This is a genomic window from Mucilaginibacter rigui (genome assembly GCF_014773275.1).
Classification (GTDB): domain Bacteria; phylum Bacteroidota; class Bacteroidia; order Sphingobacteriales; family Sphingobacteriaceae; genus Mucilaginibacter; species Mucilaginibacter rigui_A.
Genome location: NZ_JACWMW010000001.1, coordinates 1,142,014 through 1,168,323, shown reverse-complemented (window position 1 = coordinate 1,168,323; position 26,310 = coordinate 1,142,014). Strand labels below are relative to the sequence as shown.

The 26,310-nt window shown below is 41.5% G+C and carries 19 protein-coding genes and 1 tRNA gene; 5 read left to right on the top strand and 15 right to left on the bottom strand.

Annotated elements, in window-relative coordinates; all coding sequences use genetic code 11:
• Nucleotides 1–100: 100 nt before the first annotated feature.
• Genes IDJ75_RS05220 through IDJ75_RS05210 form a run of 3 tightly spaced genes read right to left on the bottom strand, consistent with a single transcriptional unit; the run spans nucleotide 101 to nucleotide 3,827 of the window.
• Nucleotides 101–1,753 carry a sodium:solute symporter gene (locus IDJ75_RS05220; RefSeq protein WP_191174531.1) on the bottom strand — a complete coding sequence of 551 codons (1,653 nt, stop codon included), beginning with the start codon at nucleotides 1,751–1,753 and terminating at the stop codon, nucleotides 101–103.
• Between the two features lie 17 nt (nucleotides 1,754–1,770).
• Nucleotides 1,771–3,003: an enolase C-terminal domain-like protein gene (locus IDJ75_RS05215; protein WP_191174530.1), complete on the bottom strand. Its 1,233-nt coding sequence runs from the start codon at nucleotides 3,001–3,003 to the stop codon at nucleotides 1,771–1,773.
• Nucleotides 3,003–3,827, bottom strand: a complete 825-nt coding sequence (locus tag IDJ75_RS05210; RefSeq protein ID WP_191174529.1) for an SDR family NAD(P)-dependent oxidoreductase — start codon at nucleotides 3,825–3,827, stop codon at nucleotides 3,003–3,005. The genes IDJ75_RS05215 and IDJ75_RS05210 overlap by 1 nt, the downstream gene beginning before the upstream one ends.
• Nucleotides 3,828–4,185: 358 nt before the next feature.
• Here IDJ75_RS05210 and IDJ75_RS05205 point away from each other — a divergent pair, with 358 nt between their 5' ends.
• The 3 genes from IDJ75_RS05205 to IDJ75_RS05195 all read left to right on the top strand — a co-directional run bounded on the left by IDJ75_RS05205 (nucleotide 4,186) and on the right by IDJ75_RS05195 (nucleotide 8,424).
• Nucleotides 4,186–5,097: an AraC family transcriptional regulator gene (locus IDJ75_RS05205; RefSeq protein WP_191174528.1), complete on the top strand. Its 912-nt coding sequence runs from the start codon at nucleotides 4,186–4,188 to the stop codon at nucleotides 5,095–5,097.
• A 155-nt stretch (nucleotides 5,098–5,252) separates the two neighbouring features.
• Nucleotides 5,253–7,961 carry a TonB-dependent receptor gene (locus IDJ75_RS05200; protein WP_191174527.1) on the top strand — a complete coding sequence of 903 codons (2,709 nt, stop codon included), beginning with the start codon at nucleotides 5,253–5,255 and terminating at the stop codon, nucleotides 7,959–7,961.
• A gap of 389 nt (nucleotides 7,962–8,350) precedes the next feature.
• Nucleotides 8,351–8,424: transfer RNA gene (locus tag IDJ75_RS05195), tRNA-Pro, on the top strand.
• A gap of 109 nt (nucleotides 8,425–8,533) precedes the next feature.
• Here IDJ75_RS05195 and IDJ75_RS05190 read toward each other — a convergent pair.
• The 6 genes from IDJ75_RS05190 to IDJ75_RS05170 all read right to left on the bottom strand — a co-directional run bounded on the left by IDJ75_RS05190 (nucleotide 8,534) and on the right by IDJ75_RS05170 (nucleotide 12,068).
• Nucleotides 8,534–9,112, bottom strand: coding sequence for a YdeI/OmpD-associated family protein (locus IDJ75_RS05190; RefSeq protein ID WP_191174526.1), 579 nt, complete (start codon nucleotides 9,110–9,112; stop codon nucleotides 8,534–8,536).
• Between the two features lie 12 nt (nucleotides 9,113–9,124).
• Nucleotides 9,125–9,358: a DoxX family protein gene (locus IDJ75_RS21115; protein ID WP_317173746.1), complete on the bottom strand. Its 234-nt coding sequence runs from the start codon at nucleotides 9,356–9,358 to the stop codon at nucleotides 9,125–9,127.
• Between the two features lie 12 nt (nucleotides 9,359–9,370).
• Nucleotides 9,371–9,508, bottom strand: coding sequence for a hypothetical protein (locus IDJ75_RS21110; protein WP_224746483.1), 138 nt, complete (start codon nucleotides 9,506–9,508; stop codon nucleotides 9,371–9,373).
• Between the two features lie 7 nt (nucleotides 9,509–9,515).
• Nucleotides 9,516–9,983 (bottom strand): SRPBCC family protein, encoded by a 468-nt coding sequence (locus tag IDJ75_RS05180; RefSeq protein WP_191174525.1) that lies wholly within the window; start codon nucleotides 9,981–9,983, stop codon nucleotides 9,516–9,518.
• 1 nt (nucleotide 9,984) lies between these two features.
• Complete coding sequence (locus IDJ75_RS05175; RefSeq protein ID WP_191174524.1) at nucleotides 9,985–10,305, bottom strand: ArsR/SmtB family transcription factor; 321 nt, start codon at nucleotides 10,303–10,305, stop codon at nucleotides 9,985–9,987.
• A gap of 125 nt (nucleotides 10,306–10,430) precedes the next feature.
• On the bottom strand, nucleotides 10,431–12,068 hold the full coding sequence (locus IDJ75_RS05170) for an alpha-amylase family protein (RefSeq protein WP_191174523.1): 1,638 nt from the start codon (nucleotides 12,066–12,068) through the stop codon (nucleotides 10,431–10,433).
• Nucleotides 12,069–12,203: 135 nt separating this feature from the next.
• On the opposite strand from IDJ75_RS05170, the gene IDJ75_RS05165 reads away from it, so the two are divergent.
• Nucleotides 12,204–12,884, top strand: coding sequence for an SGNH/GDSL hydrolase family protein (locus IDJ75_RS05165; protein ID WP_191174522.1), 681 nt, complete (start codon nucleotides 12,204–12,206; stop codon nucleotides 12,882–12,884).
• A gap of 531 nt (nucleotides 12,885–13,415) precedes the next feature.
• Here IDJ75_RS05165 and IDJ75_RS05160 read toward each other — a convergent pair.
• The 6 genes from IDJ75_RS05160 to IDJ75_RS05135 form a co-directional block, all read right to left on the bottom strand.
• A complete protein-coding gene (locus IDJ75_RS05160; RefSeq protein WP_191174521.1) occupies nucleotides 13,416–14,279 on the bottom strand; it encodes a glycoside hydrolase family 16 protein in 864 nt (287 codons plus the stop codon).
• Nucleotides 14,280–14,348: 69 nt separating this feature from the next.
• Nucleotides 14,349–15,383 carry a family 16 glycosylhydrolase gene (locus tag IDJ75_RS05155; protein WP_191174520.1) on the bottom strand — a complete coding sequence of 345 codons (1,035 nt, stop codon included), beginning with the start codon at nucleotides 15,381–15,383 and terminating at the stop codon, nucleotides 14,349–14,351.
• 5 nt (nucleotides 15,384–15,388) lie between these two features.
• Nucleotides 15,389–16,285, bottom strand: a complete 897-nt coding sequence (locus IDJ75_RS05150) for a PKD domain-containing protein (RefSeq protein ID WP_191174519.1) — start codon at nucleotides 16,283–16,285, stop codon at nucleotides 15,389–15,391.
• 11 nt (nucleotides 16,286–16,296) lie between these two features.
• Nucleotides 16,297–18,387 carry a hypothetical protein gene (locus IDJ75_RS05145; protein ID WP_191174518.1) on the bottom strand — a complete coding sequence of 697 codons (2,091 nt, stop codon included), beginning with the start codon at nucleotides 18,385–18,387 and terminating at the stop codon, nucleotides 16,297–16,299.
• Between the two features lie 19 nt (nucleotides 18,388–18,406).
• Nucleotides 18,407–19,918, bottom strand: coding sequence for a RagB/SusD family nutrient uptake outer membrane protein (locus IDJ75_RS05140; protein WP_191174517.1), 1,512 nt, complete (start codon nucleotides 19,916–19,918; stop codon nucleotides 18,407–18,409).
• 19 nt (nucleotides 19,919–19,937) lie between these two features.
• Complete coding sequence (locus IDJ75_RS05135) at nucleotides 19,938–23,060, bottom strand: SusC/RagA family TonB-linked outer membrane protein (RefSeq protein ID WP_191174516.1); 3,123 nt, start codon at nucleotides 23,058–23,060, stop codon at nucleotides 19,938–19,940.
• A 368-nt stretch (nucleotides 23,061–23,428) separates the two neighbouring features.
• Between IDJ75_RS05135 and IDJ75_RS05130 the strand changes: the two genes are divergently transcribed.
• On the top strand, nucleotides 23,429–26,305 hold the full coding sequence (locus IDJ75_RS05130; RefSeq protein WP_191174515.1) for a ligand-binding sensor domain-containing protein: 2,877 nt from the start codon (nucleotides 23,429–23,431) through the stop codon (nucleotides 26,303–26,305).
• Nucleotides 26,306–26,310 lie beyond the last annotated feature (5 nt).

The window sequence follows — 26,310 nt, the reverse complement described above, 5'->3', positions numbered from 1 at the left end:
TTCACGTATTAAAATCGTATTTAATATACAAATCAATTACAATGGGTAAACACAACGGTTGTAGCAGCAATTACATAACGTTATTAGTATATGAATTTAATTATCTAAATATCCAAAACAACACTACCATTACGCCAATAAGCAACACCGACAAAAACTTATAATTACCAAACCCTTGCCAGCCAGGGCTCTGAAGTGATTCGAGCGGCGATCTCCAGTAAAGCTTTGAACTTTCGGCTGTATGCTGCGCCGGATACAGAAACGTTATGCATACTTGCAACAGTACACAAAACACAAACAGGTAAAAGGCCATCATCATAAATGGTATCTGGCCAAGTATAGACTGTGGTAACAACTTGCTGTAAGCGAATACCAAAACACCCGCTGCCGAACCAATGTATAATGTAAGCTGCGCCGATTTAGCCGATGCCCTACCCCAAAATACACCTAATAAAAACACACAGGTTATAGGCGGTGCAATGTGGGCTATAATATCATTCAACCCATTAAAGATGCTTTCGTAACTATTTAGCAGCGGGAGTAATAATAATGACAGTACAAAAGATAAACCCGCTGCTATTTTACCTGCCTTAACCAGTCTTTCATCGCTCGCGTCGGGTTTATAGCGTTTATAAATATCATAGCTGGCCATTGTTGAGATAGAGTTTAATGCGCCCGAGATCTGACTCATTAACCCAGACAATAAGGCCGCAACAAGTACACCTGCCAACCCTTTGGGTATCAATTGCAATATCATGAGGGTATAAATCCCTTTGCTGTTAACCACCTCTTTACCTGCGGCCATGGTTTTAATACTGCTCAGATTAAGGTGACCGGTTTGATACAAAGCGTAAGCAAAAAGCCCTGGCATCACAAAAATAAACACAGGCAATATTTTGATGAAGCCACAAAACAATGGCCCTACCCTTGCGTGGTTTTCGTCTTTAGCGCCCAATACACGCTGTACAATGGTTTGGTCGGCACACCAGTACCATATACCAAGTACCGGATACCCAAGCAATACGGCATACCAGGGCAGGCCGCTGCTATCGCCGTGCGGGCGCATCATTGATAATTTATTGAGTTGATTATTTTGCTGTAGCACATGCACCATATTATCCCATCCGCCCATTTTATTATAGGCAACCACACTCATAATAACTGCTCCGCTTAACAACACTACGGTTTGGATAGATTCTGTAACCACCACTGCCTTTAAGCCACCTACAACCGTATAAATAGTGGTAATAACGGCAATGATAATTACACTTGTGTACATATTAACCCCAAACAGGGTTTGCAACACAATGCCACCTGCCAGTAATGAAAACGAAATATGAATAATTATGGCCGATAGTATAGAAATAAATGCCAGCCAGTCTCTACTTGCACGGTTATAGCGCTTCTCTAAAAAATCGGGTAAGGTAGATACCCCTGATTTAATATAGAACGGCACAAAGAACAAGGCAAGTAAAATAAGTGTGAACGATGCCATCCACTCAAATGTGCCATTAAGTAAACCTGTATCAAAACCGCTTTGTGCAAGGCTTACCAAATGCACGCATGATATGTTTGTGGCAAAAAGGGCCAGCCCTATCATAGGCCATTTAAGGCTTTTACCGGCTAAAAAATATTCGCTGGCCACATTGCCTTTTTTGTTGGCGTTACGGTGCCGCAAACCCGTCCAAAGCCCTATTGCCAGTATAACAATAACATATAAAATACTTACGGTGGCGTCAAATGAACCTATCATATATACTGTTATTCAGCTTAATCTTTTAAAATGATCAGGTCGCAGCTGCTACCGGCTTCCTGCGGGGTTTTATACACACCGTTTATAATTTGAGCGGGGTTTAAGAAGTGCTTTTGCAGGTGCGGAATATGCTCCAGGAACAGTGCCTCGTGGCCTACAGCAATATGGTTAAATAACACTAAATGCTGATGCAGCTGCCCCATATCGCCTACGTGTGGCACCACCGGTACACCATATTTTTTACAAAGCAGGCTTATGGTTATAAATTCGCTTACACCACCAACACGAACGGCATCCACCTGCATAAATGACGACGAGCCCGATTGCAGGTAATTTTTAAAGATGATCTTATTCGGCACATGTTCGCCGAGGGCAAGTTTAACGGGCGCTATAGCCTGCGCCAGTTTAGCATGGGCATTTACATCATCCGGATGTGTTGGCTCTTCTACCCAGTATGGGTTCATGTTTTTTAACTTTGTGCAAATATCTATAGCCTGGGGCAAATTCCATTGCTGGTTGGCATCAAGCATCACCTTAACATCATCACCTGCAACCTCGCGTACAATATGCGCACGGCGGATGTCGCGTTCCGGGTCAATAGAGCCTACTTTTAACTTCATAGCAGTAAAACCTTCTGCTAAAGCTTTTTTACAATTCTCCCGCACCAACTCATCCGAATAGTTGAACCAGCCTATTGAAGTATCGTATCCGGGATAGCCTTTATCCAGTATCTGCGACCTGTTGGCTTTAGTTGATTGTTGCCCGGTAAGCATTTCTATGGCCTGCGAATGAGTGAGTTCCTCTTCCAGATAGGATAAGTCGAGCGTATTTACAATTTGTTCAGGTGCAAGATCTATAAGCAATTTCCATAAAGGCACTCCCCGCTTTTTGGCCCACAAGTCATAACAGGCATTAGTTACCGATGCCAGGGCGAGGTGCACCACACCTTTATGCGGCCCCAGCCAACGGAACTGTTGATCATTGGATAATTTCTTAAACAGGCCGCCAAAGTTGGCCATCGTTACCTCAATGTCTTTACCTACCAGGCTTTGAGCATAATATTCTGCCGCTTTACAAACCAGGTTATTACCCTCACCAAGGGTAAAGGCAAAGCCGGTACCTGTAATACCACTATCATCGCGTAGTTGCGTTACGGCATAAGAGTATATAGGGTCGCGGTGTATGGCATCGCTACCTGCATTACCTTCAAGCGGGTAACGTATATCTGATATTTTTACTTTGGTTATCATTATTCTACTGCTTTTTGATTGGGTAAAACAGCATTATTTCCAGCAGGTCTTTCCATATATTTACGATAGCCCAATTCGGCACCGCCCGATACAGGCAAAATGCAGCCCGTAACAAACCGGGCTTGTTCAGACACCAAAAAAAGACAAACATCGGCAACCACATCACCTTCGGGGCAATATCCTAATGGGTGGATCTCGTCCAAATAACTTTCTATATGCGCTACGTTTGGCTGCTGGTTACTCCAGCGCCTTAACATAGGTGTCCAAACACCAGCAGGTGCTACCGCATTAACCCTGATGCCAAATGGTGCATAATCTAACGCCATTGATTTGGTGAGCGCATTAACAGCTCCTTTGGTTGCGGTGTATGCAGCATGCTGATCTTGTCCTATATCACCAACAAGGCTACTTGTATTTAGTATAATACCTTTAGTTTGCTTTAATGCGGCAATACCATATTTGGTAGTATGATATATCCCTTTAACATTCACGTTAAAAACTTTATCCCATTCGGCATCGGTAGTGTCGCACACGGTTTTTGAGGGGCTGGATACCCCTGCATTGTTGTGGATGATATCTATCTTACCGAAATGCGCAATGGTTGCTTCAATGGCCCTCTCTATATCAGCGGGTATAGATACATCGGCAAGTATATAATAAATATCATCATTAAAAAACTGCATGCGGCATTGATGCAGGCTATGTTTTTTATGGGTAATGATACTCACTTTGGCCCCGGCTTTATAATATCTTTTGGCGCATTCATAACCTATACCCTCGGTACCGCCGGTTAAAAAAACAACCTTATCTTTTAGTATTTGCATATTTTTTTGTGCAAGCAACATCAATATTGTTTTATACAACAATACCACTGCTTTATATTATTCTGTTTGTGCCCCATATTGTTTTAGTATGATCTTTGCAAAAGCCGTGTGCTAGTTTACTGATCAATTTTATAATTGGTTCGCTTTAATACGGTGACCAAATTTAGTTTGCGGGTAAAAGCTATCTAATAGCCAATTCGGTTATTTTAATGGATAATTCTATCAATATTAAAAAGGCAGCAAAATAATTTGTAAAAAACTATTCTCATTATATCAAAATAAAGCTATTTTTAACCTAACCAATTGGCAGCTACGCCAATCCTAATGGAATATTCTATTAATTATTGCAAATTAAGCTATGGGTAATTCTTTTAAAAGAAAAGATGGTTTTGACGGTGAAAAACTAATTAGTATACCACAAAAAGTATTAAAAGAGTATGTTAAAAGATATCCTGCTTTATTTAATATCTATATAACCCAAATAGGATATTTTCCTAAAGCTTCTTATCATTATAAAGAAAGGCGCCGGGGGTGTGATGACAACATACTCATCTATTGTATTAAGGGAAAAGGTTATTATGTGATGGATAAGAAGAAATTTGAGGTTACCCCTAATCAATTCTTTATTACCCCTAAAACAGAAGTTTACATGCGCTACTGGGCCGACGAAGAAGACCCATGGACGATTTACTGGGTGCATTTTACTGGTGATGATATTGAAAATTTCAACAAGTCGTTAAATATTGGTGAATTTAAGGGGCCGGTACAGATCCCTTTTAATAATAAGGCGCTTGATATATGGAACAACATTTATCAAAACCTTGAAATGGGTTACAGTATTGAAAACTTATGCAATGCCAGTTTTTGCCTGTATAATTTAGTAGCAACCTTTTTGTTCCCGCACAAGCATATCACCAACAATGAGCAAAGCAGTGCGGAAGATATTATCACCTCAACCATCATCAACATGAAGGATAATATTGAGAAGAAAATGACGGTAGAAGATATGGCCGGCCAGCATAAATTATCCAGCTCGCATTTTTCGAGTTTGTTTCGAAAGGCTACTGGCATGCCCCCTATTGACTACTTTATACACCTGAAAATGCAGAAGGCCTGCCAGTTTCTGTACGCCAACGAGGCTAAAATAAAAACCATAGCTATGGATTTGGGTTACGATGATCCGTATTACTTTTCAAGGGTGTTTAAGAAATACATGGGCATGTCGCCAGAGCAATATAAGCTAACCACAAACGTGCGCACACAGGTTTAAGCATGGTAAGCCCCCTCCTTGCTGCTTACACTAAATTTGATTCGAATGTATCATCAGGGCGTTTTTAAAGCATAAAAAAGCCGATCGGGATTACCTTTCTATTCTCTTTTTAATTACGTATCTTTCATCAAATAACACCTACTCCTTATTTCTACATGAAAAGAAAACTATTAGTACTGCTATCCTTCGCACTACCCTTAACACTTTTATTTACTGCTTTTACTGATGACGACTGGCTTAAAAACCTGATAACCAATATTAATAAATGGCAGGAAGATCATCCACAGGAAAAAGTACACTTACATTTAGATAAGCCTTTTTATAGTATTGGCGATGATATTTGGTTTAAAGCTTATGTGGTAAATTCTGAAAAAAATGAGCTGTCGACCATTAGTAATGTGCTTTATGTAGATCTGGTTGATGAGCAGGATTCTGTTCACCAAAGTTCAGTTGTGCCACTTAATAATGGTTTAGGCAACGGCGATTTTAAGCTAACAGACTCGCTGGTAAGCACAGGAAAATATCACATAAAAGCCTATACCCGCTGGATGCAGAATTTTGGTGATGATTTTATATTTAACAAAGACATAGTAATTGGCGATGCCCGTACGTTTACCAACGTATTGGCTAAAGCTAACTTTAAATTCGAGCCCGATTCAAAGGTGAAAACCAGTATTACTTATTTAAACCTGGCCGACAAGAACCCTATGGCGGGCAAATCTGTAAGCTACGCCCTTATATCAAAGGGCACAACGCTTTCTTCCGGCAAAACAATTACCGATGGTGAAGGCAAAATAACACTCGAAAAAACTCTAAAAAGCCAATATGTGAATGATGCGTATTTAGAAACAGAAATTTTTATGGATAAAGACAACTCCGTTAAAAGGCGATTTTCGGTAGTTAACAGTGTTGGTAAGGTTGATGTGCAGTTTTTTCCGGAAGGGGGGCGTCTTGTTTACGGCATCAGATCAAAAGTTGGTTTTAAAGCGCTGTTACCTAACGGTTACGGTGCAAATATAACCGGTTCTGTTGTTGACCAAAACAACCAAACAGTAGCCGAGTTTGAATCATCGCATGCAGGTATGGGCGTATTTCCATTACAGCCAATAGCCGGTAATAAATATACAGCTGTTGTAAAAGATGCATCCGGTAAAGAAACCCGCTACCCCATGCCGGTTGCAGATAATGAGGGATATGTACTTGCTGTAAATAACACCCGTACAGATAGTGTTACTATACTCATATCGGCGAGCAAACTACTTGTGGGCAAGGCGGCGGCTTTGATCATGCAGCAAAACAACGTGGTTAAATATGCCGTAAAAGCAAAAATAGACCAGCCTTATGTTAAGATGAATGTGGCTAAAAGCCTGTTCAATACAGGTATATTACAGGTAACATTACTATCGGCCGAGTCTGCCCCTGTGGCAGAGCGCCTGGTTTTTGTTGAGCGGAACGATCAGTTGAAAATGAATATCACCAGTAACAAAACGGCTTATAGCAAGCGCGAAAAAGTGCAGATGCGGCTTGCCTTGAACGATGCTGACGGAAACCCTATACAAGGCAATCTGTCAATAGCTGTTACTGATGCGAATAAGGTAAAGGTTGATGAAGACGACCAGGTAACCATCTGTTCGAACCTACTGCTAACATCAGACCTTAAAGGCTATATAGAAAAGCCAAACTATTACTTTAATCCCGCAAACATAGACAGGGCAAAACATCTCGACTATTTACTTTTAACCCAGGGTTGGCGCCGTTTTAAATGGGCTGATGTAAAAGCCGGCAAAACAGGCGATATTACCTATCAGCCACAAAAAAGCATTGGCGTAAGCGGCACAGTTACAACTATCGGTAATAAGCCCATACCAAACGGCAAACTTGCCTTATATGGCAATACACCGCAAGGCCCGCTTTTGGTAGATACAATAACCGACGAAAAAGGAAATTTTGTAATAGATGGCTTTAGCTTTACGAATGATGTAAAATTTGTGGTACGAGCTAAAAACGCGAAAGGTAAAGACAGGGTACGAATAGCATTAAACAGGGTACCTGTACCTAAATACAATTCATACAAATTGGGTAATGAGGATGTCGCATCTAATAATTTTGTAGATTATTTAATGAACACTCAAAAAAGGTTCGATCAATTCCCCGGAGGCACACCGGGCAGAACCACCATGCTTAAAGAAGTGCTTATAAAAGATAAAAAAACTGGCTCTACCAGTACCGTAAAGGGGTCTAAAGCATTGGGATTAAACGGTGCAGATGTAGTTTTAAGTAAAGAACGAATGGTTAGTTACACAAATTTGCTACAAGCTTTTTATGGCGTGGCGGGTGTAGAAGTAAGAAATGATATCGTTTACCGGATTGGTAGGGTAACATCATTAACAAGGCCCAGAGGCGAACCTATGACTGTAATGGTAGACGGCATGACGATTGATCCAAGCACCTTAAAGGATATTTCGCCAATGGACGTAGAAGGTGTTGAGCTTTTTACATCAGGCGCAAGCACCGTAATTTATGGCGACGCAGGTGTTTGGGGTGTTATCCAAATTACCCTTAAAAAAGGTGGAGAAATGTACAGGTTGCCTATCACTTATCTCGACCGCATCATGGTAAAGGGTTACACTCCTCAAAGAGAATTTTATTCGCCTGCTTATGATCAGCCAAGCGACAGAGATGCAGAAGCTGATCTTAGATCAACTATTTACTGGCAGCCCAATGTTGTTACCGGTGTAGATGGTAAGGCATCCATAAGTTACTTTACTGCCGATGAGCCCGGCACATACCATGTTATAGTTGAAGGTTTAAATTTAGATGGCAAGCTGGTACGGCAAACGTATGATTTTAAAGTTGGCAATTAATTGCTATTGCATTTGAATAGTTAAGCCCCGTACCACTTGCTGATACGGGGCTTTTACCTTGTAGCCGCATTCCCCCTATTTTTATAGTACGACTACCGGTATGTTATAACCTTACAGCTCGCCAGTTTTTCAAGCAATAAAGTTTTTGCAGCAAATACCCTTTTACGGTAATATTGCTATTGTATAAAGTAACAGCCATTTTAAACAATGGTCAATACTACATATGTACTATTTGAAGTGTTTCACTGCGATTAGAGGCATATTTAAGGCTGGTAAAAAAAAGTTTTGATGCTAAACTTTTGCAAATGAATTGGTTAAACAACCCCTTACAAATTCTTTAAAAAAAAGTTTGCACAGCTACACAAAAAAGCTACCTTTGCAATCCCAATCGGGATGTAGCGTAGCCCGGTATCGCGCCACATTTGGGATGTGGAGGCCGCAGGTTCGAATCCTGCCATCCCGACAATAGCGATACCAAGTATCAAAACCTCTTCAATTATTTTGAAGAGGTTTTTTGTTTTATCAGCCCCGCCTATTTAATATATGTGTTTACTGTTTAGGTTGCAATTATATTAATCATTCAATCCTTTACCGGCTAAAATTTGTGGTATACACTTTTCAACCCTTGCCTCGCGGGTTTTTGATTGTTTAGGGGCCGAAAAGTGCAACAGATATGCTTTTTGCCTGCCGGGTGTTAGGGCCTCAAATGCAGTTTTAAGTACTGCGCTTCCGTCTAATTTACTTTGAAACTCTTCGGCCACTTTAAAATCAGCGGTCGTTTTAAAATTCACTTCCAGCCCGGCTTTTTCTACCTCAATAGCTTCAAAAACATAAGTTTTTATGATAGCTTCCCGTTCTGTAACCTCATCGATGTTAGTGAACCGGATTTGGCGTGCCGATTGCACATTCTCCGTTTGCTGGATCAGGATGCCATCAGCATCGTTCAACAATACGCCTTTAAAGAATAAAAGCGCACAGTACTCCTTAAAATGGTGTATTAAAACGATGTTGCTTTCTTGATAGGTGTAACACGGGCACCCCCATTTCAATTCCTCAGTTAGGCCGCAATCCAGGATGATAGTTCTTAGCTTCCTGACCTCATTCTGCCACCTTTTGGCCTTATTAAAATAAAAATCAACCTTTGGGTTCATACTGTTCAAGGGTTAGTTAACTAAAATGATCTTTCTGTTCGCAGGCCTGAAATACCAAGACAAGATAATAAAAACGGTTTGGAAAAATGGCCCGATAAGCCCTTGTATGCTATGATCGCCACTCAACAAATGTGAAGCAAAAGCACCTGTCATCACAAAAAACAGCCCTGCATAAGCCCATTCCTTAACAAGCTTAAACCCCGGCAGTAAAATAGCTATCACACCAAGTATCTTCCATATACCAATAATGTACAGCAGCTACAATGGGTAACCTAAGGGTGCAATCAGGTCAACCATTTCTTTTGCCTGGAGTATTTGCGCCAGGCCACTCCCTGTCATTCCTGTAGCTACCAGGAGTGTTGTGAGCCAGTAGATGAATAACTTTGTCTTCTCCATGATGTTGTTATCTTAATTTGGTTGCAATATCCTGTAAACGGTTATGTGCCATATTGATTCCCCGGGTAAAAGGCAACTTCAGCATCTGATCCCTAAGCATGCCTGATTCATATATGCTGTGTATCGTAAGCTTGCTTGTATCGTCAGTAAGTTTTTCAAACTCATGCAACTCAAGCTGCACGCCAAAAGGCGCATTCTCCATTTCAAATGTGCGGGTTATCTTCTGGTTGGGTATAAACTCATGGATGGTACCATTGGCTTTAAACACCACATTTCCCTTAGCATCTGATGTTTCAAATTGCCAGCTGCCGTGCTTTTTACTTTCCAGCTTCAATACCTTTGTTCCCATCCATTGCTCAATAATTTCGGGCTCTGTAAATGCTTTAAAAAGTAGTTCCAAAGGCAAATCAAACTCTCTGGTTATTACCAGGTCCTGCTTGCCCTCTTCAGCTTTGATTTTGGTTTTCAGTTCCATGTTATTTGTTTTTATAGTTTTTCATTACGGTTTCTAACAAATTAAACCTGTCATCCCACATTTTTCGGAACGGCTCAATAAATTCGGCTACTTCCTTCATTTTTTTTGCGTTAATGTGATAGTGGATCTCCCTGCCGCTTTGCTCCTGTTTTAGCAATTCGCACTCGGTAAGTATTTGCAGGTGTTTTGAAACTGTTGGCCTTGCAGTATCAAAGTGTGAGGCTATTGCACCAGCTGTCATGGCTTGCGCAGCAACCAACAATAATATTGCCCTCCTGGTTGGGTCGGCTATGGCCTGGAATACATCTCTTCTTAAGTTCATCGCGTAGCTATTTGACTACAAATATAAATGTAGTTATTTAACTACACAATAGTTTATGCATTTAAATTATTCAAAAGCACAAGAGCCACCCTGTTTGGATGGCCCTTGTTATAACAAATAGTTGTTTAATCCCAATTAAAGGAAATTTCCCTACCGTTTAGGCTCCATTTTTCGGGAAAGGGGTTTATTAACCAATCCAGCGGTTCGCCGTTGGGCTGCACTTTGGCAGCGTTGGTAAAGGCTTGCTTTATGGCTGTTTTTTTTTCTGCATCCAATATATCCAGCTCTGCCGATATAAAGAGCGGCGAACCGCTTTCTGCCAGTAATAGCAACCATTGCTTATTCTTATCCCAGGCAACATCTTTTGTTAAACCCACGCAGTCGCCATCGGCAGCGTAAAATGCTTTATTTTGCGGCAGGCGAAATCCCAGGGTATTAACCCCCATTTTTTTTGTCCGCGGCCACTCCTTCCCACTGGTATCATCACCAATGCGATTAAGCTCGAATACTCCGGCAGATAGATGGCTCATAGTATTACAGCCAATAATATACATATCGCCAGCGGCTTCCCTTATCGTATGATAGAGTGTGTTGATGATCTCGGCGTTGGTTTTTGTTTGATCCTGAAACTTCCAGCCGGGGGCTGTAAAACTATCTTTCATCTGCATACCCCACCTGCCAAAAATGTCCCAACTGCTGTAATCATGTTTTACCATGTTGTATCCCCACTGCTTATACAAAGTTATATTACGCTTAACCCTTGCAAGGTTTTCGGGTATAGTTGGGTCGAGGATCAGTTCATCACCTTGCTGACTACGACCTGGTATTTGGGGGGCTAACAAGCTTTTACTATCATCCTTACGGGCAATTAAGGGGCGTGTCCATAAACCCGGGAGCATACCATGGCTTTTTATTTCATCGGCCATTTTATGCATATCCTTAAATTTATCGTTCACAATCGAAAAATCGTCGGCATGTTGCCAGCCATCGTCAATAACAGAAAACGGGCGGTTGTTTGTATCTGTAACCAACTCGGCCATAGCGGCTGTTTGGTCACTTATGGTTTGATAAGAGTTTTTTCCATACACCACATACCAATCGTTAATACCGTAAACGGGTTGTTTTGGCAACCGTGGTTTTGTGCACATTACTTTGCAAAAATCAGTAAGAGTTGCGTAAGGGGTTTGCCCTGCCTTACTCATGCCGGTTACAATATCTGCAGCATGCAAGGTGCGCTGGCCAAGTTTTACCCCCACCCCGCCAGAGCGTGTATCCATAACCAATTCTATTCCATCAGGCTTTACACCCCACCAGCAAAGTGTACTGCAGCCGGTTTTTACACCAAAGCATGCGGTTTGTTTATCGTCATGAAGTAAAACATACCATGGGTTTCGTACCACTTCACCTGGTGGTTTCCAGGCCATATCACCATAAGTACGTTCCCAATGGTCGCCTAATACTTTGGGATATGTTGATGTTTGGTATTTCCACTTAAACTTTATTGCCTGTAATTCGGCCGCCGGAGATTGGATATATACCGCCTGCGCGTTACCACTGTTTTTAACCTCTGCTTTGATATCCCGGTAGGTAAAAACGGACCCGCCTTTACCGGTAAGTTTAACCCATTGGTCACCAACCTGTGCCCAGGCCTCGTCAGGATGATTGATCAGCGAAGCACCGCTGCCTGTAGCGTACGTTAACCGGCTGTACATAACCGCGGCAAAACCGGTAGCAGATAGCTTAATAAAGTTGCGTCTTAACATGGGTATTTAATATGATGGCTAAAAGTAGCAATTACAAAGTTTTATACAAACCAATAAACCGGGTTAAGTAACCTTTGCATAAAAAATATAATGCTGCAATTAGTGCCGGAAGTATTTTTTTATAAATTGCACCTTATGAAAAACGCTATTTATACTACTACATTATTGCTATTAAGCCTTACTGCCGGTGCGCAGGACTGGCCAAACATAAAAAGATATGAAGAAGCCAACAAAGCCGTAAAATCACCTGCAAAAGGTGAGAAAAGGGTTGTTTATATGGGAGATTCGATCACCGATTTCTGGATCAATAACGATTCGACTTTTTTTAAAAGCAATAATTATTACGACCGCGGCATAAGCGGCCAAACCACAGGGCAAATGCTATTGCGTTTCCGCGAGGACGTGATCAACCTAAAACCGGCTGTGGTAGTGATACTTGCAGGCATCAACGATATAGCTGAAAACAACGGCCCATCAAAACTGGAGGATGTTGCAGGTAATATTTTCTCGATGGCCGAATTGGCTAAAGCCAATAATATTAAAGTGGTGATATCATCGGTATTGCCTGCGGCGGCGTTCCCGTGGCGGCCTGCTATAAACCCGGTAGAGAAGGTTAAAACCCTAAATGAAATGCTGTTAAACTATGCCAAAAAGAACAACATGGTTTATCTTGATTACTTCACCGCTATGGCCGATAATAAAAGGGCACTGCCTTTAGCACTATCAAAAGATGGTGTACACCCTAACCTTGAAGGTTATAAAATGATGGAGCCTTTAGCTAAAAGAGCGATAGCACAGGCTCTGCAAAAAAAGTAAGCTTAACCCGTTTGTTCCATTTTAAAACGAGAGAATAGAACAACGGAACATATTGACAACGAGAAATTTACCATTTTACGAGCTATCAGTATTTCAATAAATACTTGAGATATATTTAGCTAACTAATTGTTTAATATCGAATTATTAATTTAAAATCTATTTTATAATAACTGGCCCAAAAATGCAACCAAAATATGGGTAAAAAAGTGGCAAAATAACGCTTTTATTCACCTTTTTTAGGCCTTGAAACGGCCTTTTCAGGAAGCAGGAAAGCTGTAAAAGGGAAAATTGATTAAATATAAATACCTGTTTACAAATAATTATAAATTTAAACCTGTTCCATTTTTTTCCGAATGGAACCAAAACCGGAACAGGCTTCCAGCCTATTGGCAACTATAAACAAAACCAACTTTATTTATCTAAAAGTAATACCTTTTCACATACAGGGTATTTTACAAACAGCTTTTAAAATTTAAGGCCCGTAATTGATCAATTACAGGCCTTAAATTATCAATGTTTATTAACTTATATCACCTGGTTTTAGTCACCTTAACCCAGTCTACCCACATTTTGGCTTCACCGTTTTTCACCATATTAACAGAGCTTTCGGGCAAGCCATAATAAGGTTGCTTTATGCCATTTATCTTAGCCGGGTAACCACCGCCAAGGGCATAGTTAAGTATCAGGTACTGCTTATTATCAAATATCCATTTGCCGTAATGCTCGGCCATTTTGCGGGTTACGCGAAACATGGGTGCACCATCGTATTTAAATACAAGCCCCTCGGGCGACCAATCAACAGCGTAAACATGCCATTGGGTAGCATCGTGCTCTTTATCAAAATATAAACGGTTTACAAAAGGCGTTTCGCCGCTGTAACCCGGGCCGTGTACTGCCGCGCTTATCCAGTCGGGCTCGCCTACATATTCCATAATATCAATTTCTCCCGCATCAGGCCATGCACCGTTCCCCAGCATCCACCAGGCAGGCCATAAACCTTCGCCCGCCGTAACTTTTATCCTGGCCTCGGCCGTACCGTAAGTAAAATCAAATTTGCCGCGGGTGTTTATCCTGGCCGAAATAAAATCGTACTCCCTGCCCTCAACATTTTTAAACTTAGGCAAGTATTTGGGCTTTAACACCAATAGGCCATCCTCGAGGTACATTACAGATGATGAGTCTACATAAGTTTGCAGCTCGTTATTCCCGTTAAAACCGGGCACTTCCGGGGTCCATTTATTACGATCAAGGTGGGTGCCTGAAAAATCATCAAAAAAAACCACATCACCTTTGGCATACCCTGTAGCCGAACTTTTTTTGACAGATGAGCAGGACGTACTTATAGTTATTGCAGCCGCAACAGCAGCCACATAAATACACTTTTTATAAAGCATAATATAATTAGGGGATTTTTTAATAAGTTAAACGCCATTTAATTAAATGGCGTTTAACTTTAATTTTGATTATTTATATACGCGTACGTAATCTACCTCCATCGTACTGCTGGTAAAATTAGGGTCGACCGCCGGGCCGCCGAAATTACCTCCCATTGCTACGTTAAGTATCAGGAAGAAATTGTTGTTAAATGGCAGGTCGGCACTATTCGGGAACGTATAATATACAACACCGTCAATAGCGAACTTCAAAGTTGCCGGCGTCCAATCCAGACTGTAAACATGGAATTCTGTTGAAGCAGTAGGGTTTTGGGTAGTGCCCCCTACACCCCCGCCGCCATAGTGGCCAGGATAGTGCATGGTAGAGAATATGGTGTTTTGCTGTTTACCCACATGCTCCATAATATCTATCTCGCCACAGGCAGGCCATGGTGTAGTATCAACATTACTGCCAAGCGCCCATATTGCCGGCCATGTGCCCACACCGGTAGGCAACTTTGCTTTAACTTCTACGCGGCCATATTTAAAATTGAACTTACCTTTGGTTAAAAGCCTGGCTGAGGTATAACCAAAACCGTTGTAATCTTCTTTTTTAAGGTTTATTTTTAAAGTACCGTTACTTACCACCGCGTTATCTGTGCGGTTGGTATAGTACTCCAGCTCGTTATTACCCCAGCCGTTGTTATTGCCAAGATCATATCCCCATTTACCCGGATCGGGCGCACCGGCAGTAGTAAACTCATCCGACCAAATTAGGGCTTCGGCTGCAGACACATTTACCTGTATTGTTTTTACAGTTATTTTGCCGCTTTGGCTTTTAGCTGTAACTTTTACGGTATAAGTACCCGCTACCGGGTACTTGTACGTCACCTTACCGTCTGTACTGTTCTGGAAAACACCGTTACCAAAATCAAACTCGTAAGATATCGCGTTGTCTGCTGTTACGGCAAAGGTTACTGTGCCACTGTTATCTGCACTTACCGTAGGGGTTATAACAATGTTAGCGGGCTTATCTGCTATATTATTCGCCCCATCGTTTTTTTTACTGCAGCCGGCAAACAATGCCACCAGTGCTATCAGTATATATTTATGTGTGTGTTTCATGCTTATTATGGTTTAAGTTTAAATTTCTGATACCATGCAAGGCCGTCAATACCAATACTACGTACGGTAATATTTGTAGCAGTAAGCTCCATAAGCTCGTAAGTAGTACCACCAGTACCAAATGCTATAAGCCCGTTACCCGGCACTGTAAATTGTATGCGTGTAGAGTTTGCCGAAGTTGAACCGGATGTGGCATCCATAAAGGCAAGCTTTTTAACGCCGGTAACGTCAAGGTCATAACAATTATCTCCTCCTGATTTACCATAGAAAGCGGTGGCGGCTGCTGTGAAAAACGATTGCCCTTTATTGTTTATCGTCATATTTATGCTGCTTCCATCCTTGGTAAAGGTTATCTCATCATCATATAAGCATTCAGCGCGTTCGTCAGGCTGTGCGCTGTAATAGGTTGATGTATAAGTATCAAGAGGGCCTACACCTACATGGCCGGGTGTTTTACGATCTATAACCCATGTTTGCGAACTGCCATTTGTAAGATTTTTCATAATTGCTGCCGGGATTTCGAACGCCACAAACACGGTGATCTTTTGTGTTGTAGTTGTGGTTACACCACCGGTTCCTATAGCACTCACTACAATAGTGTAATCAGAAGTGCCCGGGTTGGTGTATTTGTGTACCAATTCGCCTTCGCTTACTATTTTGGTGTTACCATCGCCAAAATCTATTTTGTACGAAATGGCGCCGGTGGCCGATGTTTTAATGGTAACGTTACCAGAACCTGCCCCGGCAGGGTTTGCCGCATCTGCACCTTCAATAACGGTCGACAGGGTTAAATCCTTCGGGGTAACTATTTTACCAAAGGTATACTCTTGCTTTTTACAGCCTATTACAATTATAACGGCTGCCAAACAGATGGTTATTAATGCTTTTATATTAATTTTCATCGCTCTATAAATTAATTAAGTGTGATATCATCTAAATAGAATGTGTAATTGGCCGAACCATCACCCGATGTACCGTTATCAAATATCAGCACCACCTTTTGGTATGAGTTTGCTGTATTGATGCCGGAGTAATCAAAGGTTAATTCTTCCCATTCGTTTGCCTTGGTAGTAAGCACCTCTTTTTCGTAGCTGATACCACCGTTGGTCAGGTTCTCAACCTTTAACAATACCTTAGCACCCACCCTTGGCGAGTACACCTTCATTTTAAAGGTTTTTTTGGTAGAAAAATCTATCGGGTTATCCAACGCAAGGAAACTTCCGCCATAAGTAGCACCGGGGTTTTTAACCATTTTGGCAACCTTGGTGCTGGTATTAATACCAGAAGCATTGGGGTTGTTTACGATGGTTACCGCGCCGCCATCAAAATCGGTAAAGGCATAGTTTAGGGTTGTTGATTGAAAATCAAGCGGGATACCTAATACAGATGATGGTGCGGGTACCAATTTCAGATCATCCCAGTAAAACACTTTACCAGAACCGCCTACGTTAAAGTCGAAAAACACGGAAGCTTTATCGTAATTATAAGCCGGGTTAAAGGCCGGTGTACCTGCAGAGTTATTCAGGAAATTGAAAGTTAAAGTTTCCCATTGGTTAGCAACAGTTGTCACCGCATCTGTTTCAACAGCTTTAGTGTTATCGGCATGGTCTTCTAACTTCAGCTTGATGGTTATACCTGCTGCAGGCGAATACACACGCAGGCTTAACTGAGCAAAGGCTGATGTTATGGGCACTTTAGTTGGGAAGCCTGCCGCTGTACCAATAGTAACCCCAGCCCAGGTTTCGGCGTTGCCCGGTTTGGTGGTCTTCTTAACTTTGTTAGCCGGGTTTGTTGGGTCAACAGCATCAACGGTAATGTTGTTACCAAAATCAATTACGGTGTAATCTGTATTTGGTGCATCAAAGGTAACCGGTAAGCTGATCTTTTGGATAGGGGCGGTCATTTTCAGGTCGTCCATATAAAACACCTTGCCGCTGCCTCCTACGTTAAAATCAAAAAACATTGAAGCTTTATCATAAATAAATGCCGGGTTTAAAGCGGGTGTACCAGCCGAATTATTATTAAAATCGAATGTTAAAGTTTGCCATGCATTAGCTACGGTTGTTACTGCATCTGTTTCAACAGACTTTGTACCGTCGTTATGATCTTCTAATTTTAATTTTACAGTTAAACCGGCAGCAGGTGAATAAACACGCGCTGTCAATTTTGAGTTGGCAGCGGTTACCGCTACTTTATTTGCAAAGCCTGTAGCGGTACCTAAAGTTGTACCTGCCCAAACCTCGGCGCCACCGGGTTTAATAACTTTTAAAACTTTGTTTGCAGCATTAGCCGGATCTGCAGCTACACTTGATACGTTACCGCCAAAATCGCTGGTGGTGTAATCATAATTAGGGTCATCAAAAGTTAAAGGCAAGTCTATTTGTTTGCCTACTTTAATAGTTTCCTCGTGTTTAGTTGTTGCAATACCGCCGCTTAATGCAACCACCCTTACCACATAGCTACCTGCGCTTGCGTACGTATGTGTAGCTGTTTGTGCTTCCAGGAATGAATCATAAGGCTCGGGGTTGCTTGTTGTTTCATCACCGTAATATACATGAAACATGGTTTCATAATCAGCAGTGGCGCCAACATTAATTGTTAAGCCATTGGTGGTAACTGTAGTTTTTAAATTTTCAGGGGCCTTAAATGATACGGTAAGCCCCTGGCTTAATTCGGTTGTTTTCCCGTTAATTCCGTGGGCCACTATCTTTACCGTATAAACACCCTCCTTGTAGGTATGCTGTGTGTTTTTACCGGCGCCAACTTTAACAAAGCTTTCTGTGCCATCTCCGTAGTAAACATCATATATGGTTGCACCTTCGCCCGAAGGGAAAATGGTAACCAGGCCCGTGTTATCCTGTGTAATATTAAATAATACCGACAGCTTTGCCGGCTCAGATACACCGCTGTTAACAAACGATGTATCGTCAAATGATTCCTTTTTACAGCCCGCAATAACAGCCAGTAGCAAGGTTATACTCAAAAAATATTTTTTCGCATTCATGATCTTGTTATTTTATGAATTAGTATCCGGTGTTTTGTGGTATGCCTGTAACGTTTATTTCTTCCTGTGGTATAGGGAAAACCTCGTGTTTGCCTGCTACAAAGCCTGTAAGCTTTGTGGCAGCCTGCCCTGTTCTTACGAGGTCAAAAAAGCGGTCGCCGTCCATAGCAAGTTCTAAGCGGCGTTCGTCCCATATTGCTTGTTTCAACGTATTGCCTGTAGCTGTTACCTTATGTGTATCGTCTCCGAATGCACGGGCACGTACGCGGTTCAGGTAATCCTGCGCTTTAAGGTCATTAGGGGTGGTTGACCTGTTATTTGCTTCGGCAGCCATCAATAACACTTCAGCGTATCTTAAAACCCTAAAATTGTTCAGGTAGTTCAACTCAACCTGGCCGGATGTTTCGCCTTTGCGCGGCAAATACTTACCGTTATATAAACCGGTGTTTTTGTAAGGAGCTACCTGGTATGTAATACCATACTCGGGATGGGCTGTTTTATAAGCTTCAATATCAAACGCTGTGATAGCTTTACGCTGATCGCCCGCAGCGTATGCAGCGGCCAGGTTTTGGGTTGGAAGGTTAGTGCTCCAGCCTGCAGCATAAGGCATGGCGGCACTACCATTTATACCCCTTATACCGTTTTGCTGTACCGCATAATTACCCTGGCCACGGGTTGCCCCGCCCCAGTTGTAATATGGCGAACCGTTAGTGTACTGGATCTCAAAAACCGACTCGGGGCCGTTCTCGCCCGCAGCCAGATAGATAGAGGCATAATCGCTCACCAATGAGAATGCGTTTGAGGTAATAATTGGCTCAAGTACGGCATCGGCATCGTTAAATTTGTTTTCATACAAATAAACCTTACCTAATAATGCTTGTGCCGCATATTTGGTTACCCTGCCTTTTTGATCCTGATTTACCGGTAAAGCCGCTATAGCTGCCTTAAGGTCGGTTTCAATTTGTGCATAAACCTCGGCTTTAGGTGCTCGTTTTAATGATTTCGCGTCGTTATTGTCAAAGCGGCCATTGGTAAACAACGGCACATCGCCCCACATTTTTACCAGCGTAAAATAATAGTAAGCACGTAAAAAGTATATTTCACCGTAAAGGGCATCTTTGCCATTAAAGTCAACCGTTTCGCCTGCTTTATTTTTCTCTTTATATTGTATAAGATAATTAGAGCGGTTAACACCTTCATAAGCTACCTGCCACAGATCGTACAGTGTTGAATTTGTTGATGTTAGTGTAAAATCATCAATTTGCTGCAGAGGTAAAACATCTGATGCGCTTTCGCCACCTGCAACCGAATTATCTGATGCAATATCGCCTATCACAACTACCTGGTTTAACCATTGCAGCGGCGAATAAACGCTGATAGCCATGGTACGGTAATCACTTTCAGACTTCAGATAATCAAGGTCGGTAACCACAAAACGATCGTGAGGGTTACTTTCAATCCATTTTTTACATCCTGTAAATGTGGTTATTAACATAACCAAGCCAATTAGCTTTATATATCTTTTATTCATCGTAATATCTTTTAATGAATTATAATTTAATGTCAAGTCCCATGGTATATACTCTTGGTTGCGGATATGCACCACGGTCAACACCTGTATCAAACACCCCACCCCCTATTTCGGGATCAAAGCCAGAGTATTTTGTAAAGGTGAAAGCATTTCTAACCTGCCCGTAAACCCTTATGCTCTTAAATACTTTACCCTGTAATAAGCGAGGGAGAGTGTAGCCTAATTGTATATTTTTGACCTTCACAAATGTGCCGTCTTCCACATACCTGTCAGATGCACGAATGTTGCTGTTATCATCAGTAAAGGTATACCTTGGGTAACGGGCATCATTGGTTGTACCCTCGCCGGTCCATCTGGCTAATACACCACGGTATTTATTGGTGTAGTTACCGTTACGCTCATAAGCACGGTAAATATCGTTTCCGATAGAGGCATAAGTGAATGCGTTAAAGTCAAAGTTTTTATAACTCATGGTCAGCGTCCAGCCCAAGGTAACCTTAGGGAATGGATTGCCTATGTTAGTGCGGTCATCAGCATTGATCACACCATCTTTATTTACATCTACAAAGCGGATGTCGCCCGGTTTAGCACCCGGTTGCGTAGCCCATGCGGCAACATCGGCAGTATTCTGGAACAATCCATCGGTTTTATAACCATAGAAATATCCCGGTGCCTGGCCTTTTTCAAATACCGTTACCTGTTGCGATTGGCCATTAAAGTAGCTGCCACCAAATATTTTGGCTGTACCATCACTGTTTGTTGCAGTAACAAGGCTTTTCACTGTAGTTACAGTAAACGTATTGCCCAGGGTAAACGAATTTCCTATTTTTTCGTTATAGCCAATTGTTACATCAAGCCCGCTGTTTTTTGTTGAACCAATGTTACCATCGGGTAATGGTATTGTACCCGTTACAAGAGCTCTACCGGGTTGAAAGATCAAACCTGATACTCTCTTTTCGTAATAATCAGCAGTGATATTCAATTTGCCGTTTAACATCGTTATATCAAACCCAAAGTTTGCCTGTTTCTGTGTTTCCCAGCCAAGCAGCGGGTTAACCGTTGAACCTAATGTAGAACCCGGATAAAATACGTTGTTGAAATTATAACCGTTACTGTTTGCAGTAGGGCCGTAATCGGGCCCGCCGGTTACAATGCTGGCAGCCTGTGTAGGTGTTATATCGCTGCCAACTGTACCATAACTACCTCTTATCTTTAAGAAATCGATAGCCGAAACGTTGAAGAAACTTTCTTTACTTGCAACCCAACCTACTGATCCCGAATAGAAATTGGCAAACTTCCTGTCTTCACCAAAAGCTGTTGACCCATCACGGCGTGCGGTGAAAGATGCAAGGTACCTTTCTTTGTAGTCATAGTTCAACCTGGCGAAATACGATAAGTTACGGCTGAAATACTGGTAGTAATAGCCACCGCTTGCCGATGGGTTGGTAGCGGTGTTTGTACCGGTAGCTGCACTGTAATCGGCAAATGTCCACGAGTTGAACGGAACATCCTGCCTGTTGGCACCAGCCGCATTCCCTGATGTTTTAGCCATTGAGAAACCTAATACGGTTTCAAAATTATGGTCTTGAGCTACTTTAAAATTGTAATTGGCATATGTTTCCCAGGTATAGTTAAAGTTGCTTATTTTATCCTGGTTTACGCTGTTATGCTTGTCAAGTACCGTTGAGCCATCAGCGTTCATGCTGTTGTCAACATTCAGCGGCCCGTAAAACACAAGTGGGGTAAAGCTCTTGCTATTAGCATCGTACTTGGTATATCCAAACCTGCTGGTTAGTTTCAGGTTCTTTAATATATCATATTGCATCTCAAATTTACCGTAAAGCTTATTACCCAGGCTTTTGTTATAGGTATTATCAAGTTTAGTTAAAGGGTTATAAACCTCAGATAGGATCAGGTTACTGTAGCCGTATTTACCAACTGTATTTTCAGTATTATAAACCGGTACAGTTGGGTCAAAATTAAGTGCACTACCAATAACGCTGTTAAAGGAGTTTTCCTGGATACCTTTTGAATTTAATATTACACCGGTGGTGTTCAATATAAATTTCAGTTTGGGTGTAAGCTGAAAATCAAGGTTAGCGGTGAAGTTACCACGGTCAAACCTGGATTTATCGCTGCCGCCAACTATACCTCCCTGGCTTGTATAACCGCCGGCCAGGAAGTAAGTTACCGTTTCGCTGCCGCCGCGTACACCAATGTTGTGTTGTTGCAAAGGGGCGGTTTTAAATACTTCTTTTTGCCAGTTGGTACCAACGCCGAGTACAGACAGATCAGGAAATATTACCGGGCCGCCTGATATAACACTTCCCTCATTCACCATTGCTCCATATTCGGTAGCATTTAAAACAGGGATGTACCTGGCTATTTCCTGCACACCGTAGCTACTGTTTACAGTCAGTTCGGTTTTCATGTTTTTACGGCCGGTTTTGGTTGTTACCACAATAACGCCATTACCGCCTTTAACACCGTAAATAGCAGTGGCCGATGCATCTTTAAGCACACTTATCGATTCAATATCAGCCGGGTTTACAGCGTTCATGTCACTTAACCCCTGCATTACACCATCAATAACCACCAGCGCACCTGCACCACTGTAAGAGTTTATCCCTCTGATAACTACTGTTGGTGTTGAACCAGGTGTACCACTTTGTACAACGGTAACACCCGCTGCACGGCCCTGTATGGCTTCTTCTGCACGCACCGGGTTTTGTTTTTGGATGTCTGAACTTTTTACTGTTGAAATTGCGCCCGACACTTTGGTTACTTTTTGGGTACCGTAACCAATAACAACAACTTCGTTAAGGGCGTTGTTCATGTTATCCTCTAAAGCAAAGTTTTGTTCGCCGGCCTGGGTTATTTTTCTTTCTATAGTTGTCATGCCTACAAACGTGACAGCTATAGTACCACCGCCTTGTGGAATGCTTAATGTGTAATTACCATTTACATCTGTAACAACACCTGTTGTTGTTCCTTTAACGGTTACTGATGCGCCGGGCAATGATTGTCCGTCGGATTTTTGGGTTACTTTACCGGTTATACGCAGGGATTGGGCATGGCCCGCCTGGCTAATAAAACATAAGAGCAAAGCAATACCCACGAAAAACTTGAGTCTTAATTGCATAAGGTTTAAATTGATAATTTAAGTTAATTGGCCTGATTGGTGTCGGCCTTTGGTTAATTGTAAAGTTTATTCATACATAATTTTTTCGGGCATAAAAATGCACGGTCATACATTTGGCTTAAAGCATTAGTTAACGGTTTTAAATTGGTTTATAATTTTTGCCGGAGCAATTGGTTTATGGGTATCAAATGTATGGCAGGTAAATGCCTAAAATGAAATTTGGCACTACATCACTGCTACACAACATTGAAAAATCGTTTAAAAACACAGATATTAGTGCACCAATTATAAACCCTGGTAAAATTTTGCTAACCCGATATAAAAGACTGTTTTTAAAGGCATTACTCTTAATACCACTACTTGCATGCATGCAAAATGCTATGCCGCAAACCTATATTGGCCAGCGTAAAACAATAAACTACGAGAAAAGACAGTACAACGCGGGCACCCAAAACTGGAAAATACGCCAGGATGCACAGGGCCGTATGTACTTTGCGAATAATGAGGGCGTACTTGTTTTTGATGGTTCGTACTGGCAGTTATATCCCCTGCCCAATAAAACAATTGTACGTTCGCTTGAGTTTGGGAGCGATAAAAGGTTGTATGTAGGCGGCCAGGATGAGATAGGATATTTTTCGCCGGCTAAAAACGGGCAGCTTGCATTTACATCCTTAAAAGAACTTATTCCTAAAGCCGACCAGGAATTTTCTGATATATGGGATATTGCCAGCCATGGCAACGAGGTTTTTTTCCGTTCGCACGATAAGATAATCAGGTTTGGTAATAATAAAATAACCGTCTACCGCTCCCGCTCGTGGTTATTCCTGGGCACTTATCAGGGCAAATTAATAGCACACGACGAGCAAAAGGGCCTTTTGACCTATGTTAATAATAACTGGCGACCTTTTATAGATAAGAAAGAACTGCCTAAGGGTTTTTACATTACTTCGGTATCAAAGTTTAATGATACATCGAGCCTGGTTACCACAGCTAAAGATGGTTTGTACCTGCTAACGGGTAATAAACTTAAATACTTTAACCTTACTGGTTTTGGCATTAACAATCATCAGCATTTTTCGGCTGCTACAGCACTTGATGACGGCACCTACCTGGTGAGTACTTATATTAACGGTATTTACCAAATAGATAAAAATGGCAACGTGATAGAAAATATTGGCAAAAAAGAAGGCCTGCAGAATATTTTTGTACGCTTTATGTATGCCGATGTTAACCACAATATTTGGTTAGGGCTTGATAATGGAATAGATTTTATTGCCTATAATAACGCTGTTAAGCATATTAACCCGGCGGTATTTAAAGATGGCGGGGGCTATGCAACTGCGTTGTACAAAAACAACCTGTACTTTGCATTATCTAACGGTGCGTATGAATTGCCGGTAGGTAATACTACAGATCTGAGCTATCTTAAAAGTAACTTTAAGCAGGTTGCTGAAGGCCAAACATGGAATATTGCCGCGGTTGACGGGCATTTACTGGCCGGCCGCGACGATGGGATCTTTGAAGTTTTGAATGATAAGCTTTCCCCTATTTATAACAGCACCGGTTTTTGGATCTTTCAGCCTTTAAAAAACAAGGCTGGTACCCCGCTTATAGCTGCAGGTAATTATTATGGCGTGCGTTTGTTTGAAAACAAGGGCAACTCCTTAATTGATAAAGGCAGTGTAGCAAAATATTATGAGTCGGCACGTTTTGTACAAATTGATAGTAATAACATTATCTGGACATCGCACCCCTATCGCGGAGTTTATAAGTTAAACCCCGACAATGATCAGATCAAAACCTATACAAGTGCGCAAGGCCTGCCATCTAACCTCAACAATTTTGTTTTTAAAGTAAAAGGGCGTGTTGTAGTAGCCACCGAAAAAGGTATTTATGAATATGATGTTAAAACAGATCATTTTAAACCATCGGCGCAGTTCAAAAACATATTTGGCGACCGCAGTTTAAGATACCTGCAGGAAGACAATGCAGGCAATATCTGGTTTGTACAGGGCAAAAGCCTTGGCGTGGTTGATTATTCTGCAACACCAACTATCATCAACTTCCCCGAGTTAAATAACCGCATACTCAGCGGTTTTGAAAATGTTTATCCCATTAATGCCAACAATATATTTGTAGGCAGCGAAAATGGATTTTATCATATTAACTATGCTAAATACAAACAAAACATACATGCCTTAAATGTATACATCCGTAAAGTTAAAGTTACTTCAACTACTGATAGTGTAATTTACGGTGGTTATTTTGATCATGTTAACGATAATGGCAAACAAACGGCAAGTAATACGCTCACACTTGGCTACAAGTGGCGTTCGTTGCATTTTGAGTATTCATCACCAATTTTTGAGGAGCAATCAAATGCCGAGTATAGTTATTTATTAGAAGGGTTTGATCAGGAATGGTCGGCATGGTCAAAAAAATCGGAAAAAGATTACACTAATTTACCGGCAGGCAACTACACCTTTAAAGTAAAAGCGCGTAACCATCAAAATAACGAATCGGCTGTAGCATGCTATACTTTCAATATCAATCCACCCTGGTATGGCTCGGTACTGGCGTACATCATATACCTGTTTATGATTGCAGGGATACTGTATTACCTATACAAACTACAGGAAAAGCGCCACATCATCAAACAACAGAAGGAACTGCTTATTCAACAGCAAAAAAATGAAGAAGAACAAAAGCAAATAGCTTACCTGCATCAGCTGGAACTGGAGCGTTCTGAAAAAGAAGTGGTGAAACTTAAAAATGAAATGTTGCAGTCTGAAATAGAGTTTAAAACATCAGAACTGGCATCCTCGGCATTAAACCTTGTACAAAAAAAGGAGTTTTTACTTAAGGTGAAGGATGAATTGCAAACCCTGCAAAAATCTGGTAAGGACATGGTAGAGGCCGGCGAGATCAAAAAAATATTGCGCCTTTTAGCCGGGGAAAATAAAATAAATGAGGAATGGGAACAGTTCTCCATCCATTTTGATAAGGTACATGCAGGTTTTTTAACTATTATAAAAGACCGCTACCCAGCCATCAATCAGCAGGAACTGAAACTCTGCGCATATCTGATCATGAACTTATCCAGCAAAGAAATTGCCCAGTTAATGGCTATTTCTGTTCGAGGGGTAGAGATCAGCCGTTACCGCCTGCGCAAAAAGTTACAGATCCCAACAGAGATTAACCTGTTTGAGTTTTTATTTGATATACAGCGGGAGTTGATGAAGTAGTACAA

What these genes read in the sequence shown, in the direction of transcription:
- IDJ75_RS05220 (WP_191174531.1), bottom strand. Translation starts at nt 1,753, where the DNA reads ATGATAGGTTCATTTGACGCCACCGTAAGTATTTTATATGTTATTGTT.
- IDJ75_RS05150 (WP_191174519.1), bottom strand. Translation starts at nt 16,285, where the DNA reads ATGAAAATTAATATAAAAGCATTAATAACCATCTGTTTGGCAGCCGTT.
- IDJ75_RS05175 (WP_191174524.1), bottom strand. Translation starts at nt 10,305, where the DNA reads ATGAACTTAAGAAGAGATGTATTCCAGGCCATAGCCGACCCAACCAGG.
- IDJ75_RS05170 (WP_191174523.1), bottom strand. Translation starts at nt 12,068, where the DNA reads ATGTTAAGACGCAACTTTATTAAGCTATCTGCTACCGGTTTTGCCGCG.
- IDJ75_RS05155 (WP_191174520.1), bottom strand. Translation starts at nt 15,383, where the DNA reads ATGAAACACACACATAAATATATACTGATAGCACTGGTGGCATTGTTT.
- IDJ75_RS05165 (WP_191174522.1), top strand. Translation starts at nt 12,204, where the DNA reads ATGAAAAACGCTATTTATACTACTACATTATTGCTATTAAGCCTTACT.
- IDJ75_RS05130 (WP_191174515.1), top strand. Translation starts at nt 23,429, where the DNA reads ATGCAAAATGCTATGCCGCAAACCTATATTGGCCAGCGTAAAACAATA.
- IDJ75_RS05145 (WP_191174518.1), bottom strand. Translation starts at nt 18,387, where the DNA reads ATGAATGCGAAAAAATATTTTTTGAGTATAACCTTGCTACTGGCTGTT.
- IDJ75_RS05215 (WP_191174530.1), bottom strand. Translation starts at nt 3,003, where the DNA reads ATGATAACCAAAGTAAAAATATCAGATATACGTTACCCGCTTGAAGGT.
- IDJ75_RS21110 (WP_224746483.1), bottom strand. Translation starts at nt 9,508, where the DNA reads ATGGAGAAGACAAAGTTATTCATCTACTGGCTCACAACACTCCTGGTA.
- IDJ75_RS05135 (WP_191174516.1), bottom strand. Translation starts at nt 23,060, where the DNA reads ATGCAATTAAGACTCAAGTTTTTCGTGGGTATTGCTTTGCTCTTATGT.
- IDJ75_RS05140 (WP_191174517.1), bottom strand. Translation starts at nt 19,918, where the DNA reads ATGAATAAAAGATATATAAAGCTAATTGGCTTGGTTATGTTAATAACC.
- IDJ75_RS05190 (WP_191174526.1), bottom strand. Translation starts at nt 9,112, where the DNA reads ATGAACCCAAAGGTTGATTTTTATTTTAATAAGGCCAAAAGGTGGCAG.
- IDJ75_RS05200 (WP_191174527.1), top strand. Translation starts at nt 5,253, where the DNA reads ATGAAAAGAAAACTATTAGTACTGCTATCCTTCGCACTACCCTTAACA.
- IDJ75_RS05205 (WP_191174528.1), top strand. Translation starts at nt 4,186, where the DNA reads ATGGGTAATTCTTTTAAAAGAAAAGATGGTTTTGACGGTGAAAAACTA.
- IDJ75_RS05160 (WP_191174521.1), bottom strand. Translation starts at nt 14,279, where the DNA reads ATGCTTTATAAAAAGTGTATTTATGTGGCTGCTGTTGCGGCTGCAATA.
- IDJ75_RS05210 (WP_191174529.1), bottom strand. Translation starts at nt 3,827, where the DNA reads ATGCAAATACTAAAAGATAAGGTTGTTTTTTTAACCGGCGGTACCGAG.
- IDJ75_RS05180 (WP_191174525.1), bottom strand. Translation starts at nt 9,983, where the DNA reads ATGGAACTGAAAACCAAAATCAAAGCTGAAGAGGGCAAGCAGGACCTG.